Here is a 16,006-nt window from a genome sequence, read left to right as displayed (position 1 = left end):
ACTAAAACTCACCATTCACTTGAACTTCAGCCTGATAGGTTTCATGCCATTCGGCTTTCATTTCGTTCCACTGCCCTCGCTTTTCAAGCGCCCCTCGGAACTCATTCCAAACCTTCTCGAAAGCTCCATCGTCCTGTGCCATCAATAACTTTGCCCGGTATTCTTTACGAAGATTCTCAACGGTCGGTGCACTTTTCTCCCAAACTCCGCCTGTCTTCATCTTCACCATATCATAAGAGTGCACGGAGCGCACCGCACCCATTTTGCCGACAGCTTCCGTAAACTCAGTTGTCTTCTTATAACCCACATGCGGATGATTGCCGACATTCCACCACGGGTACCATTCATTACTAAAGGAAGACGTCATGTACAATTCAGGCGTAACTTTGGATTTCAGAGCCACATCCCCCGAGTTACGAGCCTTGTCATATTCCGGATCGGTGAAATTCCATTTGCCGAGTGGTTGGTCAACCCAGTCCCAATACAGTCCGGCTGGTCCTTCATTAACAACATGCTGCTGCTCGGGATTCGGTTGCAAGGTGTAATCGAAGAATTTTAAGACGGCATCCAGATTCTTAGTATCTTTATTGACAAAGACATCATAACCTGGATAAGGATTCACGACTTGATTGATACCGACCTGATCCACATCTGGAACCTTAGGGATCGGAATAACCTGATAATACCACCCGGGAGCCGTAGGTCCATCTAGAGCCTCCCAAGCTGAAGACGGAATATTAAAGAACGATCCAACATTCATCGCTACGCGTCCGGATTGGTTTCTTTCCTGATATTGTTCTTTCTTGCTTGTGACGACTTCGGGATCGATTAACTTTTCCCGGTACATCTTATTCATCCATTGATATGCTTTCTTATAATTTGGGTTGTCATAGGCGAATATAAATTCTTCACCCTTTTTCTCAATACCTGCTCCGCCTGTAGACACGCCAAAGGCATTAAGTACGGCATTCTCGTCGCTATAACCTAAATTATCATTCTGATCCATCAGGAACGAAAGCGGGAGTAAGGGTTTGCCAGAATCATCCTTGATCTTGGCTGCTTCGCGAAGAAACTCCTCCACACCTTCGATTGTGCTTAAATCGTCTAGGGTCATTCCCGCCTTTTCAACAACATCCGTCCGAACCACCCATGAGTTTGAAGACCAGCCTGGCCATGGGTTATCGGGATTTTGGTCGAACCAGGTAGGAATGGACCAAATATGACCATCCTTATCTTTCAACCGGTCAATGTACACCTTGGGAATGGAAGCCAATCCCGGATATTTGTCAGGCATATCGAAATATTGTTCAAGAGGCATCACCATTCCGGACCGGGTCATTGCAGTTAACACCGTATCATTGTGGCTGAAAATGGCTGCGTCTTTAAACCCGCCCGCATTCAGTTTCAAATTGAGCGCAGTCATCGCATCCCCTTGGGTTGCTTCCAACTTCACCGCGACCCCTGGTTCTTTATCCCTCCAATATTGTTGAACCAGACTGTCGTTATTGATCGTTGCCGCCCAACCTAGCCAAAGATCGAACGCGGACGATCCACTATCAGACGTTGATGTCCCGGAATTGGCTGCGCTTTCAGGATTTCCAGAGCTGTTTTTCTCCTTTCCCGTGCTTGAACAGCCGACGAGAGTGACGAGCAGTACTGCCATCACTAAAGCAATCAAACGTCGGTTCCTTTTGTTAATGACCATGAGATGACCCTCCCTATAATTATTAAATATTGTAATTCATTTATCCTTTGACAGAACCAATGAGTACGCCCTTCACGAAATACTTCTGCAGAAAAGGATAGACACATAGAATCGGAAGCGCACTGACCATAACGACAGTCATCTTGATAGACATAAGCGTCGTGCTCTGCGTCATGGAGTTTCTTGCTATTGCCTCTTGATTGATGTTCGAGCCAAAGATGGCAGACAAATCAGAAGCGGATAGTAACTGCTGCAAGAAGGTCTGCACCGGGATGAGCGATTGGTCGGTTACGTAAAAAGCGCCAGAGAACCAATCATTCCAGTGACCTACAGCCGTAAACAAACCAAGGGCAGCAAGCATCGGCTTTGAGAGAGGAATGATGATTTGCAATAGGGTACGTAGCGGACCGGCTCCGTCCAGCTCTGCCGATTCAATGAGTGCTTCGGGTATACCCTGTATAAATTTGAGCATAACGAACATATTCCAGACCGAGAACATACCCGGTAAAATATAGACCCAAAATGTGTTCACCAGCCCCAAATTGTTCAATTGGATATAGAAGGGGACCAGCCCCCCGCTAAACAACATCGTAATTAAAATGTAAGTCATAATGATACGCCTCATCGGAAGTCCTTTATAAGATAAACCGAAGGCAACTAACAACGTTACAATGAGACCGGTTATCGTACCAATGACTGTTCGAGCGATGGTAATCAAATACGAATGGCGGATGACCTCGTTGCCAAGTACGATTTCGTAATTAATTAGTGTAAAAGAGCGCGGGAATAAATATACACCCCCTTTGGCCGCATCCGATCCTTCGTTAAGCGATATAGCCATCATGTATAGAAACGGATAAATAACGGAGACACACAACAAGGCTAGCATTACAACGATGATGATTTGGCCGATTTTTTCGGATTTGGATAATCTCATCTTCACCACAACCCTTCGCCGTTAATTTTTCGCGAAAATTGATTCGATGAGATAACCAGTAACAAACTAATCACCGAAGATAGCAGGCCGACGGCAGTTGCCATTCCAAAGTACCCTTGTTGCAGGCCGCTTCGCAATACATAAGTATCCAACACATCCGCGACTCCCATATTTGCGGAATTCATCAATGGATAAATCTGATCCATGCCTATTGTGATTAATCCGGGTATGCTCAAAATCAAAATAATTGTTATGGTCGGAATCATGCCCGGCAGCGTGATGTGCCGAATTTGCGCCAGTCTGCCTGCCCCCTCTACCTTCGCCGCCTCGTAGAGCTGAGGATCGATCGTGGTAATCGCGGCTAAAAAGAGAATTGTGTTCCACCCCGTCTCTTTCCATAGACCGCTTACGATAACCATAGGTCTAAACCAATCATCCGACCCCAGGAAGAAGATCGGCTCTCCTCCGGTCCGCGTGATGAACTGGTTGATGAGTCCGTCATCCAGCGATAAGAACGAATGAAGAATGTAAGCGACTACAATCCAAGAGAAGAAATGGGGTAAATAACTGACGGATTGCACAAATCGTTTGAACCTTGAACTTCTAATTTCATTAATGAGAAGAGCGAGTAAGATCGGAGCCGGAAAACCAAATATAAATTTCAGAACAGAAATAAAGAGTGTATTTTCTACAATGGTTAAAAACTGCGGATCCTGCAAGAACTCAAAATTACTAAATCCAACCCATGGGCTATTCCATATTGAGCCGCCAATCCGGAAGTCACGAAAAGCAACCTGGATACCCGCCATAGGAATGTAATTAAAAACAAATAATAACACTAAGCCCGGCAAAATCATGAGATACTGCCAACGATACTTATGAAATTTTGAGTACATAAACATCCTCCTCGTAAAGTTATTATAGAACGGCTTGTAAGCAAAGACGAGATAACAACGATTGGATTTCTATCACTTTAATTGGATGTATATTATTTCCATATTTACATTTTTAGGATTTATTGCATCTTTTTTATATCTATAAATATCTAAACCTTTTTAAATTATTTTATGTTCGACGACAAAATAAGCCTTACTTAGACACCGCGTTCGGACTAATATTAGCTTAAGAAACAAAGGAGATTTTCCATACTGTAAAGTATTTATCAGATGAGGAGGGATACGCGAGAGCTAATAAAGTACAGAGTAAATAAAAAACTGCATCTGCCCAGCAGAATGTAAGCGGTTAATTAAATGGCAACCAAAAGGAGATTTGATCAATATGCAGCTGATCCACAAAATGAGGAGCCATAAAATTATTATTCTGACTATTGTATTCGCTTTATTGGCGGTGATCGTAGGCAGCAGCAGTATTTTCGGGGCAGCAGGTTCATCCACTACCTCTAACACCACAAGGGTATCTGTGCATGATCCTTCGATTTCCTATGATGCTTCTACGAATAAGTATTATATATTGGGTTCACACCTGGCGCAGGCATCAAGCACAGATCTTAGGAACTGGTCCTACATGGGGACACAGGGCTACACGAACACCAGCCTGTACGCCCCTTCAACTTTTGAAGGCTATTATTATATTAAGAACAAGAACAGCGGATTATATCTGGACGTAGTGAACGGCTCGGCGACTGACGGCACCAATATTCAGCAATGGTCGTATAATGGCTCGGATGCGCAAAAGTTCAGAATTATGTATTACGGAAGCGGGGATTATTACATCCTTACAGGCAATACCGCTTATGCAAGCGGTATTGACGTCTTCGAAGGATCTTCCGCCGACGGTGCCAACATTGATCAATGGACGTACTGGGGCGGCACTATGCAGCTATTTAGAATCCAGCAAAATGCCGACGGAACGGTCGCGTTCTTAACCAAGGCATCCAACTATACTGCCGCAATGGATGTGGCGGACGGCAGCACAGCGAATGGTGCGAACATCCAGCAATGGAATTACTGGGGCGGCGATATGCAGAAATGGGAGCTGGTCAAGGCAGGGGGAACCGGCAACTCCGCCAGAAGCGCCGGAGCAGCATTAAATTCTGCGCTCGCGGTGCCTTTTGCCTGGGCCGGGTATAATGATCAGGACAGTTCAGGCGGACAATCCGTATGGGCGCCGGGACCGGTATATAATTCTTCATACGAGTGGGCAGACGGATCGACGGGAGCTTATATGCTCTACTATTGCACCTCCTCGACTTATATCCGTTCAGCTATCGCCTACAGTGTATCCAAGTCGGTCTCCGGACCTTATGAATATGTCGATACCATTATCTATTCCGGCTTCACTAGTGGCAGCAACCCGATTACAACAACCTCGTCGTTAGGGACCAAAACGGTGGATATATGGTACAAGAACACCAATATCCCCGAGCTGATCGACAACGGCACCTTATCTGGAACCAGAAGCGGCTGGTTTAACAACAGTGGCGGATTCAACAACAGCAATTTCCCGAATGCGATAGATCCGGCGCTGGTGTATGACAACAGCGGCAAGCTGTGGATGAGTTACGGCTCCTGGTCTGGAGGGATTTATATTCTGCAGATTAACCCAGCCACCGGCAAGCCGTACTACCCAGGCTCCGACAATGGCAATGTCGACCGTTATTTTGGCAAGCGGATTGCCGGAGGGTACGGTAAGACGGGCGAAGCTCCTTACATCGTGTATGATTCCTCATCAGGCTATTACTACCTTTACGTCACTTATGGCGGTTTGGCCAATGCGGGAGGGTATCATATCCGTCTGTACCGCTCGACCACCATCGACGGAACCTACACCGATGCCGCCGGCAATTCGGCTGTCTATTCCTCCGCTTCCGTAGACCAGTCGGGTTACGGCATCAAGCTATTTGGGAATTATAACTTATCGGGAGCTAGTCAGGGGTATAAATCGGGTGGCCACAATTCTGCACTGATCGATACGGACGGCAGGAGATATCTGGTGTACCACACCCGGTTCAATAACGGCACCGAGGCGCATGAGGTTCGCGTGCATCAGCAATTTATGAATCAGGACAAGTGGCCGGTAACTGCGGTGTATGAATTTCTGGGCAGCAGTATCGCCTCCACCGGGTATAGTTCCAGTGAAATGGCGGGGACCTATCAATTCATCAACATGGGATTGGATGCTTCTACGGCTAATGTTGGCATGCTGACCACCCAGAGTGTGACCCTGAACAGCAATGGAACCATTACCGGTTCTGCGACAGGTACATGGTCCAATACGTCAGGAACTTACTACTGTACGATGGTCATTGACGGTATAACTTATAAAGGAGTGTTCTTTAAGCAGCGCAATGAACTGTCCAGCCACAATGAAGTGATGACCTTCTCCTTGATCGGTACCAACAACAAGTCGATTTGGGGTTCGAAGTAAAATGTAACCGGAAGTTTGAAAGAACACAGAAAGCAGGGCCTGAAATCTCATGATTTCAAGCCCTGCTTGTTATTTAATGCAAATACACACGCAGTAACGGAACACCGTGCTTAATTTCCGAAATATCAAACTCTAGAAGCAACTATCCCCTTTTGATTTTGCCGCCTGTCTTAACGCGAGGAGTAAACCCCCGTCCTGAATTTCTATAGTATGTTAGATGAAGATCGTATATATGCTACGACTTCTGGTAGCTGCGGCGGAAGGCGCCGGGTGTGAGCCGTTCCAGCTTCTTGAAGATTGCGCCATAATAGCTGGCAGATTCAAAGCCGACTTGATGAGCAATATCCTGCATCCCGCACTGCACATTGTCGAGCAGCAGTTCCTTGCTCTTATTGATCCTTACCTGATTGATATAACTGATGGGACGAATGCCTGTCGTCTTCTTGAACAAATGGCAGAAGTATTCCGGCGTGACGCACATCAGACCGGCGAGCGTCTGCAAAGTAATCTCTTCAGCATAATGCTGGTCAATGTAGTCCATGACCGGCTTTAACCGCTCATACTGCTGACCGACGGTATCACTGCCCTCGACAGAGACGCGCTGAATAATCTCTGTCAATAAAGTATAGAGGATGGCGGAGCAGGCATAATTGTTTAACGTTTGTGCTTGCGGCGTAAGAGCAGCTTGCAGCAGCTCCCGCAATCGGGATAAAAGATATTCAGGTGATGCGAGCGTGAATACGCATGTGTCTACAATGCCGACTGTTTCAAACAAGCCCGCTGACCCGCTGCCATCGAAGATGATCCAGTCGACTTCCCAGCTCCCTGATAAAGCATAATATTCGTGCTTCTGGCCGGGGAACAACAGCATGCCCATGCCTTGCTTGACGATATGCTCCGTTTCACTCAGCTTGAGCTTGCCCTCGCCACTGCGGCATTGAATCCACTGATAGTCCTGAATGCCCGGGTCTCGGCGTATATGCTCCTGTTCATGATGCAGACCAATACCAAGCAAATAAAAAGGGAGCAGCTTGTCCCGGGCGGATAGTACGGGAAAAGCGCGATTGGGATGAGGCATGCCTCCAACTCTCCTAAATCTTAATATTATTATATCGCATTAATTATTTAAGATATTCACTCCAATTAATATAGCATATAATCGCAATATATTGATGAACAAAGGAGATTACAGGATGACGATTAAGATCGGAATTGATTATTATCCAGAGCAATGGACTCCTGAGCTATGGGAGAAGGATGCAGCGCTTATGCAAGAGACGGGGGTTGCTGTTGTACGCATGGCGGAGTTCGCCTGGAGCCGAATGGAACCGACCGAGGGTGATTATCGCTTTGAATGGTTGGATTCGGCTATAGAAGTATTCGCCGCGCGCGGCATGGAGATTGTGTTATGCACCCCTACCAATACCCCGCCGAATTGGATGACAACCCGTTATCCGGATGTGCTGCCAATGGATGAGCAACGTCAAATCATCCGGCCGGGTGTGCGTGGACATCGTTGCAACAACAGCTATTCCTTGAGAATACTGGGCTCCAAATTTGTGGAAGCGATGTCACAGCGCTATGCGAAGCATCCCGCCGTCATTGGCTGGCAAATCGATAACGAGATGCACTACCAGGAATGCCATTGCGATACGTGCAATCGTGCATTTGTCGCTTGGCTGCAAAAGCGTTATTCCAGTCTGGAAGAGCTGAACCGGGAGTGGGGCACGGTCGTCTGGAGCGGGGAGTACAGCAGCTGGGCCGAGGTAACGACGCCACTTGGTACCAGCAAGCCGATGAATCCTTCCTACCTTCTGGAGTACAAGCGGTTCTGCTCGGACAGCGTAGGCTATCTGCTGGGATGGCAGCTTGAAATTCTACGCAGCAACTGTCCAGGCCAATTCGTGACGCATAACATGTGGCAATACCCGAATAGCCTGGACTATTATGATCTCTACAAAGAGCTGGACTTCGCCTCGGTCGATTATTATCCGAATGAGCTGTATCGTGATTATGGCGACCGGTTTCCGAGGAACGGAGCGCTATCGCTAGACTTGGTTCGCGGCATCAAGCGCCGCAATTTCTGGGTCATGGAGCAGCTGAGCGGAGCGCAGGGCGCCTGGATGCCAATTCAGCGCACCCCTTATCCCGGACTGATCCGCGCCCGATCCTGGCAGACAATCGCCCGCGGCGCCGACATGGTCGTTCATTTCCGCTGGCGGAATGCTGCTGCCGGAGCCGAACAGTTCTGGCATGGGCTTATCGACCATAGCAATGTTCCTGGACGGAGGTTCAGGGAGTTCGCAGAGCTTACTCGTGAGGTGAACCAGCTGGGAGAACTGCTGGCCGGCTCAACAATCGTTACCCAGGTTGCGATTCTGCATTCGCATGATCAGCATACGGCGCTTTCCCTCCAGGCGCAAGCGGAGGGGGGAATGCATTATATGGACAACTTATCCTCTATGCACAATGCATTTTTGAAAATGGGCGTCGGTACGGACGTTATCAACTGGACCGAGGAGCTCGATGGCTACAAGCTGGTCATTGTCCCTTCCCTCTTTCTGTTAAATGAAGCAATAGTGCAGCGGCTGGAGCGCTTCGCAGCCGGGGGCGGCACGGTGGTCCTCACCAATCGGACAGGTGTGAAGAACATGAGGAATGTATGTGAGATGCTGCCTCTCCCGGGGCTGCTGGCGGACGCAGCGGGGGTTGTCGTTAGTGAGTATGATGCGATTGGCAACAGCGAGCATCGGATTCGGAACGCGGAGGGCCAGACATTCGCTGCGAAGCAATGGTGCGATCTGCTGGAACTGCGAGGAGCAGAACCGATTGCCTGGTATGACAACGACTTTTACGAGGGGATACCGGCAGTTACTGTCAATAAGCTTGGTGAAGGTGAAGTGTATTATGTCGGCACTTGGCCGGAGCCATCGTATTTCTATCAGCTGTTCGAAGGAATATTGAAGGAAAAGGACCTTGCGCCCAAGCTCCAGCTGCCGGAAGGTGTCGAGCTGTCGATTCGATCGAAGGGTAAGGATAGCTTCCTGTTCCTGATCAATTTGACGAATGAGCAACGAGAGGTTACGCTTGACGTTCCCTATCGCAGCTTGTTGACGAGCAAGAGATCGGAGCAGAAGGTGATGCTGCCAGCTATGGGAGTAGATATTCTAACTTTATAGGAAACAGCAGCTTACTTCATTGCAAAGAGCTGTCTCACTTTCTATTTTAGAATCTCATCAAGCCTTCCAACGGCCATTACTGGAATATCCAGAGTGATTCATCTTTAGATTTTTTTCAATGCATCATCAATTGGGTCGTTACCAGAAATTATATCAAATGTCCTTCTATAGGTGTTCTTCTCACTTAAAGCCTTCACAATAGCAAGTGCTACATCGTCACGAGGGATACTACCATAGACGATGTTCTCTGCTGCAGCCACTTTGCCAGTACCGGATTCATTCAAAAGAATGCCGGGTCTTATGATTGTGTAGTTCAAACTGCTGCTTTCCAATACTCTATCTGCATAATGCTTCGCTGCATAATAGGGCAGGATATTCTTATGCCAGTTTTTCCGATTATTTGCCTGTATTGCACTTACCATAATAAATCGGTCAATGCCTGCTTGTTCAGCTGCTTCAATTGCTTTTCCGGCTCCATCAAGATCTATTAACAGCGTTTTATCATCTCCCGTTTTACCACCAGAACCGGCAGCAAATACGATAACATCGCATTCCTTTGCGGCATCTGCAATGGAATCTACACTCCCTTCTAAGTCTGCAAGAGCCGTTTCTATGCCTTGTTTTTCATAAGCATCCGCTTGCTCTTGTTTCCGAACCATTGCACGGACTGTGTGCTCACTGCTTTCTTTCAAAAGTCTGATGAGTCTCTGGCCAATTTGACCATTCGAACCTACAACCAAAACCTTCATCTAATCACTCCTCAATCAATTTTTTTCAATTAACTTAATATCACAGCATGTAGCCTGCGCGATTCATTAAGGTATCCACACGAACCAAATGATATACAGTGAATTCCGCCAAAGATTAAATTTTTAACCTAAAAGATGTTTTCTGTCCAGATGTTTCTATGGGTTCAACAAGCTGCTGTTGAAGAAGTACATTTGAATACAAAGAAAGAGCACATCCTTTAGAATGTGCTCTTCTTTGAGTAAAGATTATTTACCCGCTTCGCCGGATTTCTCCGCCAGTCCAGCCACGATCTGATCCATCGGCTTCGTGAACAGGGCATACAGAATGGCAGCATTCTCCTGTTTACTTAGGGCTTCTCTGGACTTGAAGTCAACAGCGCCTTTGGCATCCGCCTTGATGTCCGGTCCGTATAAGCCCAGAGCTACGGCCATCTTTACTGCCGGAGCTGCCCATTTATCCGTATTACCGGCCAGCTTCACATCCTGGAACAGCTTATCCGGGTACTGTGCACTGAGCAGTCTCCATACCATGACCGCCGCCTCCTGGCGGGAGATGACCCGGTCAGGCTGGAATTCTCCGCCCGCTGTTCCCTCCACCATTCCGAGTTCTACAGCCATTTGTATATAGCCGGCATCCGGATGTCCCTGCAGATCAGGGAACGCCAGCTTCGTGGTCTTGCTCTCTTTGACACTGCTGCTCTCCAGCATCAGCCGCACATACTGGGCACGCGTAATTCCCGCCGCAGGCTCGAAGCGGAGCGTCACATCATTCGGCAGATAGCCCAGCGACTGCAGCATCATAACCGGAATCGCATAAGGATGGCTCGCAGAGACATCCGCATAACCAACGCCATCCGGCCCTTTCTGCGCATAGCTGTAAGGATTAAGGTACGGCTCTTTCAGATAAGCTCCTTGTCCGCCCGGCGTCAATTCAAAACCGGTAAATTTCTTGGTAAGCTCATCAATGAACAGATTATCGTCTACCTGGCGCAGCTGGCGGGTGCCCAGCAAGGCATCGCTAATGGTAAGCGCACTCTCATGCACAGCAACTGTAGAGACCAGGCTCTTGAGACGGAGATCCGCATAGTATCCGGTGAACGCATCCAGAGCTTCTGCACTCAACGGCTGGAAGGTGTCCAGCTTCGCCGGTGCGGCGTATTGCGGGAAGAACGCCTGGATGAACGCCGGATAGAACATTTCCCGCAGTGCGCTCTGCTGATTATAGGCAATGAACACCCCGGTGTTCTGCTCCGGGATCAGGAACATATAAGTGCTGAAGCCGATTAAATCGCCTGCTTTGGTGATAATCTTGGGGCTGCTGCCTGCACCGGGAAGCTGAATCGGTGCTTCGAAGCCGTAGGTGGTGTTCGGCAGTAACGGATGGATGGAGGAACGGTATTCTTCCATGGCATCTACGGTACTTGCAGCCAGAATGCGGTTATTCCCGGAAGCGCCCCCATTCAGAAAAGCCGTCATGAACTTGCCGATATCATCCGCAGTAGAGAGCATACCTCCATGCGGCATAACAGTCGGAGTTACTGTATACAGATCAAGCGCCTTGCCGGTGGCATCATAGGCGGTAGCAAGCTCTTCTTTCAGCTTGCCTTCCAGCAGGAAGCCGCTTGAATTCATATTCAGCGGGGCAAACACATGCTTCTCCATGTAATCCTCATAAGGCTCGCCGCTGGCTTTCTCCACCACCAGACCGAGCAGCAATGAAGCGAAGTTGTCATACATGTAGGAAGTCCCCGGCTCACGGACAACCGGCGGCATATTCCGCAGCACATAATCTTCAATCGATACCTTGGTTTCGAAATCATCGTTGATATCTTCCGGCTTCGGGTCCTGAATCCGGAAGCCGGTGGTGTGGGTCAGCAGATCCTCCACCGTTACCGGAACGCCAAAGGGATTGTCGAAGACAATCGGTCCGGTATAGGTCTGAAAATCCGCTTTCAAATCGATTTTGCCTTGCTCTACCAGCTGCATGGCGGCAGCGGCAGTAAAGGTTTTGGATACCGAGGCCATGCGGAAGACCGTTTCATCCGGGTCTACCGCTGTTTTGGCCGCCTTGTCAGCGTAGCCAAAGCCCTCTTCAATCACCGTCTTGCCATCCTTAACCACAATGACAACCGCACCGGCAAGCTGCGCTTTCACATCATCCGAGCTGAAGAATTGCTTGAGGAATGCTGCGGCATTCTCCGTCGTTAGCGGTTTGGCTTGTCCGGTTACAGACGCCGGTGGTGCAGATGCCGGAGGAGCGGCAGACGCTTGTACTGCCGGGGCCGCCAGCGTCAGAATCAGGGCAGCAGCAAGCACTGTCCTCGTCCAAAAGGCAGAACGGTTACGCAATAATGACAACTTCATTCACTTCACTCCATTCCATGAAATAGTAGATATAGTTGTTTCTACGGCATTTCATGGAAATGGGTTCAATTAATTCCGCAGCACCTCTTCCATTTTCTTCAGCTTCCTGTAAATAACCGACCGGTCCACACTTAATTTCTTGGCCGCTTCTGTACCGATATTCCGCAAATTGCATTTTTGCAACAGCGGATTGTTGCGGAAGTACTCCAAATCCAGCCGGGTAAATTTATAATCTGACCTTCTATCTCCAAAAAAAAGAGCGAGACCGGGCGCTTCAAGCGCGCTTGTCTCACTCTTTCCTTTATTCAAGGTTCGTAGCATACGCCTCATTTTAAAAACGTTTCAATGCTAAGCTCTATTCCTCAAGCCTCCGGAAAGCTGCCCCCGGATGTGTATCCGCCAGGCGCATTGCTCCCTTTCCAAACAGCCGCTCACGGAGCGTCGTTTCCTCGTACCGCTCACGGAATATCCCCCGCTGCTGCAGCACAGGCACAACCTGCTCAATGAAGTCGCGGTGTCCTCCGGGCAGCACGTAACGTTCTAAGTTGAAGCCGTCCACTCCCGTCTCCTCCACCCAATACTGCATTTGGTCTGCAATCTCTTCTGCTGTGCCCGCCACAGTAATCCCCCGGAATTCCTTGGCCGAAAAGTTGTCAATGACGTCCTGCACCGTAGGAATGAAGCCGCTGTGCTTCGTGTATCTTTCCGTATGGGTGCGGCCTTGCTCCGTCTGCAAATTGGTGAACAGCGCGTCCGGGTCAAGGGCTGTAAGGTCAATGCCCGTTGAGGTCTCATAGGTGAGCAGTGCCGCTTCCTTGCTGGCATAACTCCGGTAGGATTCCAGCTTCCGCTGCGCTTCCTCCTTCGTCCGTCCGACGACGGCGGACAAGCCGGTGAAGATCTTGATCTGATCCGGGCCTCTCCCATAGGCTGCCGCCCGCCGGCGGATATCCTGCACTTGTGCGCGCAGTGCCTCGACGGTAGGGGCTTTGAGGAAGACGCCTTCCGCATGTTTGGCTGCGAAATCGCGTCCACGGTCCGAGCTCCCCGCCTGGAAGAGAACCGGTGTCCGCTGAACCGACGGTTCGCTTGAGTGGGCTGCGGTCATCTGGAAGTAACGCCCTTCATGCTTGACGATATGCACCTTGGAAGAATCGGCATAGCGGCGGCTGAGCTTGTCAACTGTAACCGCATCGTCTTCCCAGCTGCCTTCCAGCAGCTTGTAGCTGACTTCCATGAACTCCTCCGCCTGCTCATAGCGCTCGTCGTGCGGCAGAATGCCGCTTCGGCCAAAGGCCTCCGCCCCGCTGATCCCTCCTGTGGCAACCACGTTCCAGCCGATCCGGCCATTGGTGAGGTGATCCAGTGTCGAGAACCGGCGGGCGTTCGGGAAAGGCAGCTCATACACGGGAGATGCCGTAGTCACGAAGGCCAGATGTTTAGTCGCCGCAGCCAGCGCGGGGATCAGGAGCATCGGGTCATTGGTTGGCGCATACACCGCCTCCCGGTAGGTGAGCTCCCTCTTATGATTGGGATAGCCGTACGAATCGGCAAAGAACATGAAGTCGAACAACCCCCGCTCCAGAAGCTGGGCCAGCTCAATCCAGAAATTCAGCTCCTTATACCGGTAGGACTGATTATCCGGATGTGCCCACAAGCCCTGAGTCATCTGATTCAGCGTGTTGATATCGAAGATGCCTAGATGGATTTTTTTCACCTGAGAACTCATTCCTTCCTGCTCTATGATTCGTTTGTTAACAGAATATGAATATCTTTAAGTACAGAGGATATCCGATGCCAAGGCGAATGTACAATAGAAAGAAGTGAATCCGGCAATTAGAAATAGTAAAGTCCGCCCCTTTTCGCACAAAAGCCCCCGGCGAATGCAATGATTGCACCCGCCCGGGGCAAAGCTGTTTCAGGCATACATCCGTTTGATCTCCTCTACCAGCCCTTGGCTGATCCGGCTCATGGAAGCCTGATTACGGCGGGTCAGAATTCCAAGGGAAGGCCCCTCCATCAGATCGGCTACATCCTTCACCACTGTACCCGGGATCGGCGGCATTACCGCCACTTCCGGCGCAAGCGCAATGCCCAGCTTCGATTGGACAAAGTATTTGATCACGGTAATGCCCGCTACTTCTATACTGCTCTGGCGAAGCTTGCCTATATGCTTGGTAATCATCTCTTCAATCCGGATGCGGAAAGCGCAGGAGCCGGGGGTGAACAGGAATTTCTCATCCTTCAGGTCTTTAAGATGAAGATCCTCCCGCCCGGCCAGCGGATGATCATCAGGTACGATCAGCTTGAAGGTCTCCTTGAGCAGGGGGTAGAACTCCAGCTCCAGGTGCGGATCGGGCTGGTTGCACAATACCAGGTCAAGCCTGTCCTCCAGCAGCATGCCGGCAAGCTCTTTCGTTGTACCGATCGTCACCTTGGTCTGCACCTTCGTCTTCTGCCGGGTGAAGGATGCCAGGATGTCAGGCAGGCGTTTGCTGGCTGACGGCTCAGAAGCGCCGACACGGATAAGGCCGGTCTCCCCCTGAATGAAATCAACCAGCGCGACGTTCAGATCATCGTATTCCTGCAGCAGCGACCCTGCTCTCTCATGGAACAGGCGGCCCGCCGTCGTCAGTGTAATGGTCTTGCCCCGCTCAAACAGCTTGACACCAAGCTCTTCCTCCAGTTTTTTGATCTGAATCGTAATGGTGGGCTGTGAGTACTGCAGCGCCTCCGCCGCCCGTTGAAAATTGCCAAGCTTCACGATGGTTTGAAAGGTTTTGATAAGTCGAATTTCCAAGCGCGTCACACCTCCCAATCACAACGATTTACTATTTATAAACCGAAGCTTTATATATTTCAATTATACAACTCGTTGCTTTTCCCCTATTATAGCAGACAAGCCATTAAATAATCCAAGCGGATTACAATGAATTAAAAAATACCATAAAAAGTGAGGCTCTATTATGAATAATCCAAGCAGCGCAGTTCCGGAAAGCAACAACAGCCTGTATACCCGCCACACCCCGAGTTTCTCCGCCAAGCTGTTCGCATACTCTCCCGAAGGCTTCAAGGCATTCGGCGAATTCAACAAGCAGGCTCTTGCAGCCGGAGTGCTGACTGTGAAGACTAAGGAGCTGATTGCAGTTGCCGTATCGCATATCACCGGATGCCCTTACTGCATCGAAGCCCACATCGGCAAGTCCAAGTCCGAGCAAACCACCTTCGAGGAAATCTTCGAATCGGTGACTGTTGCCGCTGCCGTCAAAGCCCACTCCGCCTTCTTCAACGCTTCGAATGCGCTGAAGGCGTTCCAAGGCAGCACGGATGCCGATCTCTTCCCGCTCTCCAATATCGAACTCGCTGACAAGCTTGAGGACGTGAACGGGGACCTTTACAACGGATTCCACGAATTCCTGCAGATTTCACTGAGCGGCGGAAGTATCCCGGAAAAAGAGAAGCTGCTGATTGCGGTCGGAGCCGCGCTCGTCGAAGGCAGCGCGTATTCCATCGAAATCTTCACCCGCCGCGCCAAGGAGGCAGGCATTACCCTAGAAGAGCTGGCCGAGACAACCCTTGTGGCCACGGTGCTCAAAGCCGGTTCCGCAATGGCCCACCGCGTAAACGCCCTGCAGGCCTATGAGAGAGAATAGGCAGTATACGCATCAGACAGAGAGGGGTGATT

General features: G+C 49.7%; 12 protein-coding genes. 3 read left to right on the top strand and 9 right to left on the bottom strand.

Annotated elements, in window-relative coordinates:
- Position 1: 1 nt before the first annotated feature.
- Genes QW71_RS03990 through QW71_RS03980 form a run of 3 tightly spaced genes read right to left on the bottom strand, consistent with a single transcriptional unit; the run spans position 2 to position 3,538 of the window.
- Positions 2-1,705, bottom strand: a complete 1,704-nt coding sequence (locus QW71_RS03990) for an extracellular solute-binding protein (protein ID WP_039293519.1) — start codon at positions 1,703-1,705, stop codon at positions 2-4.
- 40 nt (positions 1,706-1,745) lie between these two features.
- Positions 1,746-2,642 carry a carbohydrate ABC transporter permease gene (locus tag QW71_RS03985; RefSeq protein WP_039293516.1) on the bottom strand — a complete coding sequence of 299 codons (897 nt, stop codon included), beginning with the start codon at positions 2,640-2,642 and terminating at the stop codon, positions 1,746-1,748.
- A 2-nt stretch (positions 2,643-2,644) separates the two neighbouring features.
- Positions 2,645-3,538: a sugar ABC transporter permease gene (locus QW71_RS03980; RefSeq protein ID WP_039293512.1), complete on the bottom strand. Its 894-nt coding sequence runs from the start codon at positions 3,536-3,538 to the stop codon at positions 2,645-2,647.
- Positions 3,539-3,920: 382 nt separating this feature from the next.
- On the opposite strand from QW71_RS03980, the gene QW71_RS36885 reads away from it, so the two are divergent.
- Positions 3,921-6,029 carry an RICIN domain-containing protein gene (locus tag QW71_RS36885; RefSeq protein ID WP_047013604.1) on the top strand — a complete coding sequence of 703 codons (2,109 nt, stop codon included), beginning with the start codon at positions 3,921-3,923 and terminating at the stop codon, positions 6,027-6,029.
- Positions 6,030-6,264: 235 nt separating this feature from the next.
- Here the strand turns inward: QW71_RS36885 and QW71_RS03970 are convergent, their stop codons facing one another.
- Entirely contained in the window at positions 6,265-7,107 is an 843-nt protein-coding gene (locus tag QW71_RS03970) for an AraC family transcriptional regulator (protein WP_039293509.1), read from the bottom strand.
- Positions 7,108-7,222: 115 nt separating this feature from the next.
- Between QW71_RS03970 and QW71_RS03965 the strand changes: the two genes are divergently transcribed.
- The gene (locus QW71_RS03965; RefSeq protein WP_083442418.1) at positions 7,223-9,208 is read left to right on the top strand and encodes a beta-galactosidase; all 1,986 of its coding nucleotides are present in this window, start codon (positions 7,223-7,225) and stop codon (positions 9,206-9,208) included.
- 104 nt (positions 9,209-9,312) lie between these two features.
- Here QW71_RS03965 and QW71_RS03960 read toward each other — a convergent pair whose 3' ends face one another.
- The 5 genes from QW71_RS03960 to QW71_RS03940 form a co-directional block, all read right to left on the bottom strand.
- Entirely contained in the window at positions 9,313-9,957 is a 645-nt protein-coding gene (locus QW71_RS03960; protein WP_039293508.1) for an SDR family oxidoreductase, read from the bottom strand.
- Between the two features lie 246 nt (positions 9,958-10,203).
- Positions 10,204-12,321 carry a serine hydrolase gene (locus QW71_RS03955; protein ID WP_039293505.1) on the bottom strand — a complete coding sequence of 706 codons (2,118 nt, stop codon included), beginning with the start codon at positions 12,319-12,321 and terminating at the stop codon, positions 10,204-10,206.
- Positions 12,322-12,390: 69 nt separating this feature from the next.
- Complete coding sequence (locus tag QW71_RS03950) at positions 12,391-12,630, bottom strand: hypothetical protein (RefSeq protein WP_039293502.1); 240 nt, start codon at positions 12,628-12,630, stop codon at positions 12,391-12,393.
- A gap of 46 nt (positions 12,631-12,676) precedes the next feature.
- On the bottom strand, positions 12,677-14,050 hold the full coding sequence (locus QW71_RS03945) for an LLM class flavin-dependent oxidoreductase (RefSeq protein ID WP_039293500.1): 1,374 nt from the start codon (positions 14,048-14,050) through the stop codon (positions 12,677-12,679).
- A gap of 189 nt (positions 14,051-14,239) precedes the next feature.
- Positions 14,240-15,121 (bottom strand): LysR family transcriptional regulator, encoded by an 882-nt coding sequence (locus QW71_RS03940; RefSeq protein ID WP_039293497.1) that lies wholly within the window; start codon positions 15,119-15,121, stop codon positions 14,240-14,242.
- 166 nt (positions 15,122-15,287) lie between these two features.
- On the opposite strand from QW71_RS03940, the gene QW71_RS03935 reads away from it, so the two are divergent.
- Positions 15,288-15,974 carry a carboxymuconolactone decarboxylase family protein gene (locus tag QW71_RS03935; protein ID WP_052769880.1) on the top strand — a complete coding sequence of 229 codons (687 nt, stop codon included), beginning with the start codon at positions 15,288-15,290 and terminating at the stop codon, positions 15,972-15,974.
- Positions 15,975-16,006: the final 32 nt, after the last annotated feature.

Source organism: Paenibacillus sp. IHB B 3415 (assembly GCF_000802655.2).
Taxonomy (GTDB): Bacteria; Bacillota; Bacilli; order Paenibacillales; family Paenibacillaceae; genus Paenibacillus_AQ; species Paenibacillus_AQ phytohabitans.
Note: the sequence above shows the minus strand (reverse complement) of the source record. Positions and strands in the feature narration are given on the sequence as shown.

Excerpts from the sequence above, each read along its gene's own strand:
- QW71_RS03970 (WP_039293509.1), bottom strand. The coding sequence starts at position 7,107 with ATGCCTCATCCCAATCGCGCTTTTCCCGTACTATCCGCCCGGGACAAG.
- QW71_RS36885 (WP_047013604.1), top strand. The coding sequence starts at position 3,921 with ATGCAGCTGATCCACAAAATGAGGAGCCATAAAATTATTATTCTGACT.
- QW71_RS03945 (WP_039293500.1), bottom strand. The coding sequence starts at position 14,050 with ATGAGTTCTCAGGTGAAAAAAATCCATCTAGGCATCTTCGATATCAAC.
- QW71_RS03960 (WP_039293508.1), bottom strand. The coding sequence starts at position 9,957 with ATGAAGGTTTTGGTTGTAGGTTCGAATGGTCAAATTGGCCAGAGACTC.
- QW71_RS03955 (WP_039293505.1), bottom strand. The coding sequence starts at position 12,321 with ATGAAGTTGTCATTATTGCGTAACCGTTCTGCCTTTTGGACGAGGACA.
- QW71_RS03935 (WP_052769880.1), top strand. The coding sequence starts at position 15,288 with ATGAATAATCCAAGCAGCGCAGTTCCGGAAAGCAACAACAGCCTGTAT.
- QW71_RS03980 (WP_039293512.1), bottom strand. The coding sequence starts at position 3,538 with ATGTACTCAAAATTTCATAAGTATCGTTGGCAGTATCTCATGATTTTG.
- QW71_RS03985 (WP_039293516.1), bottom strand. The coding sequence starts at position 2,642 with ATGAGATTATCCAAATCCGAAAAAATCGGCCAAATCATCATCGTTGTA.
- QW71_RS03965 (WP_083442418.1), top strand. The coding sequence starts at position 7,223 with ATGACGATTAAGATCGGAATTGATTATTATCCAGAGCAATGGACTCCT.
- QW71_RS03990 (WP_039293519.1), bottom strand. The coding sequence starts at position 1,705 with ATGGTCATTAACAAAAGGAACCGACGTTTGATTGCTTTAGTGATGGCA.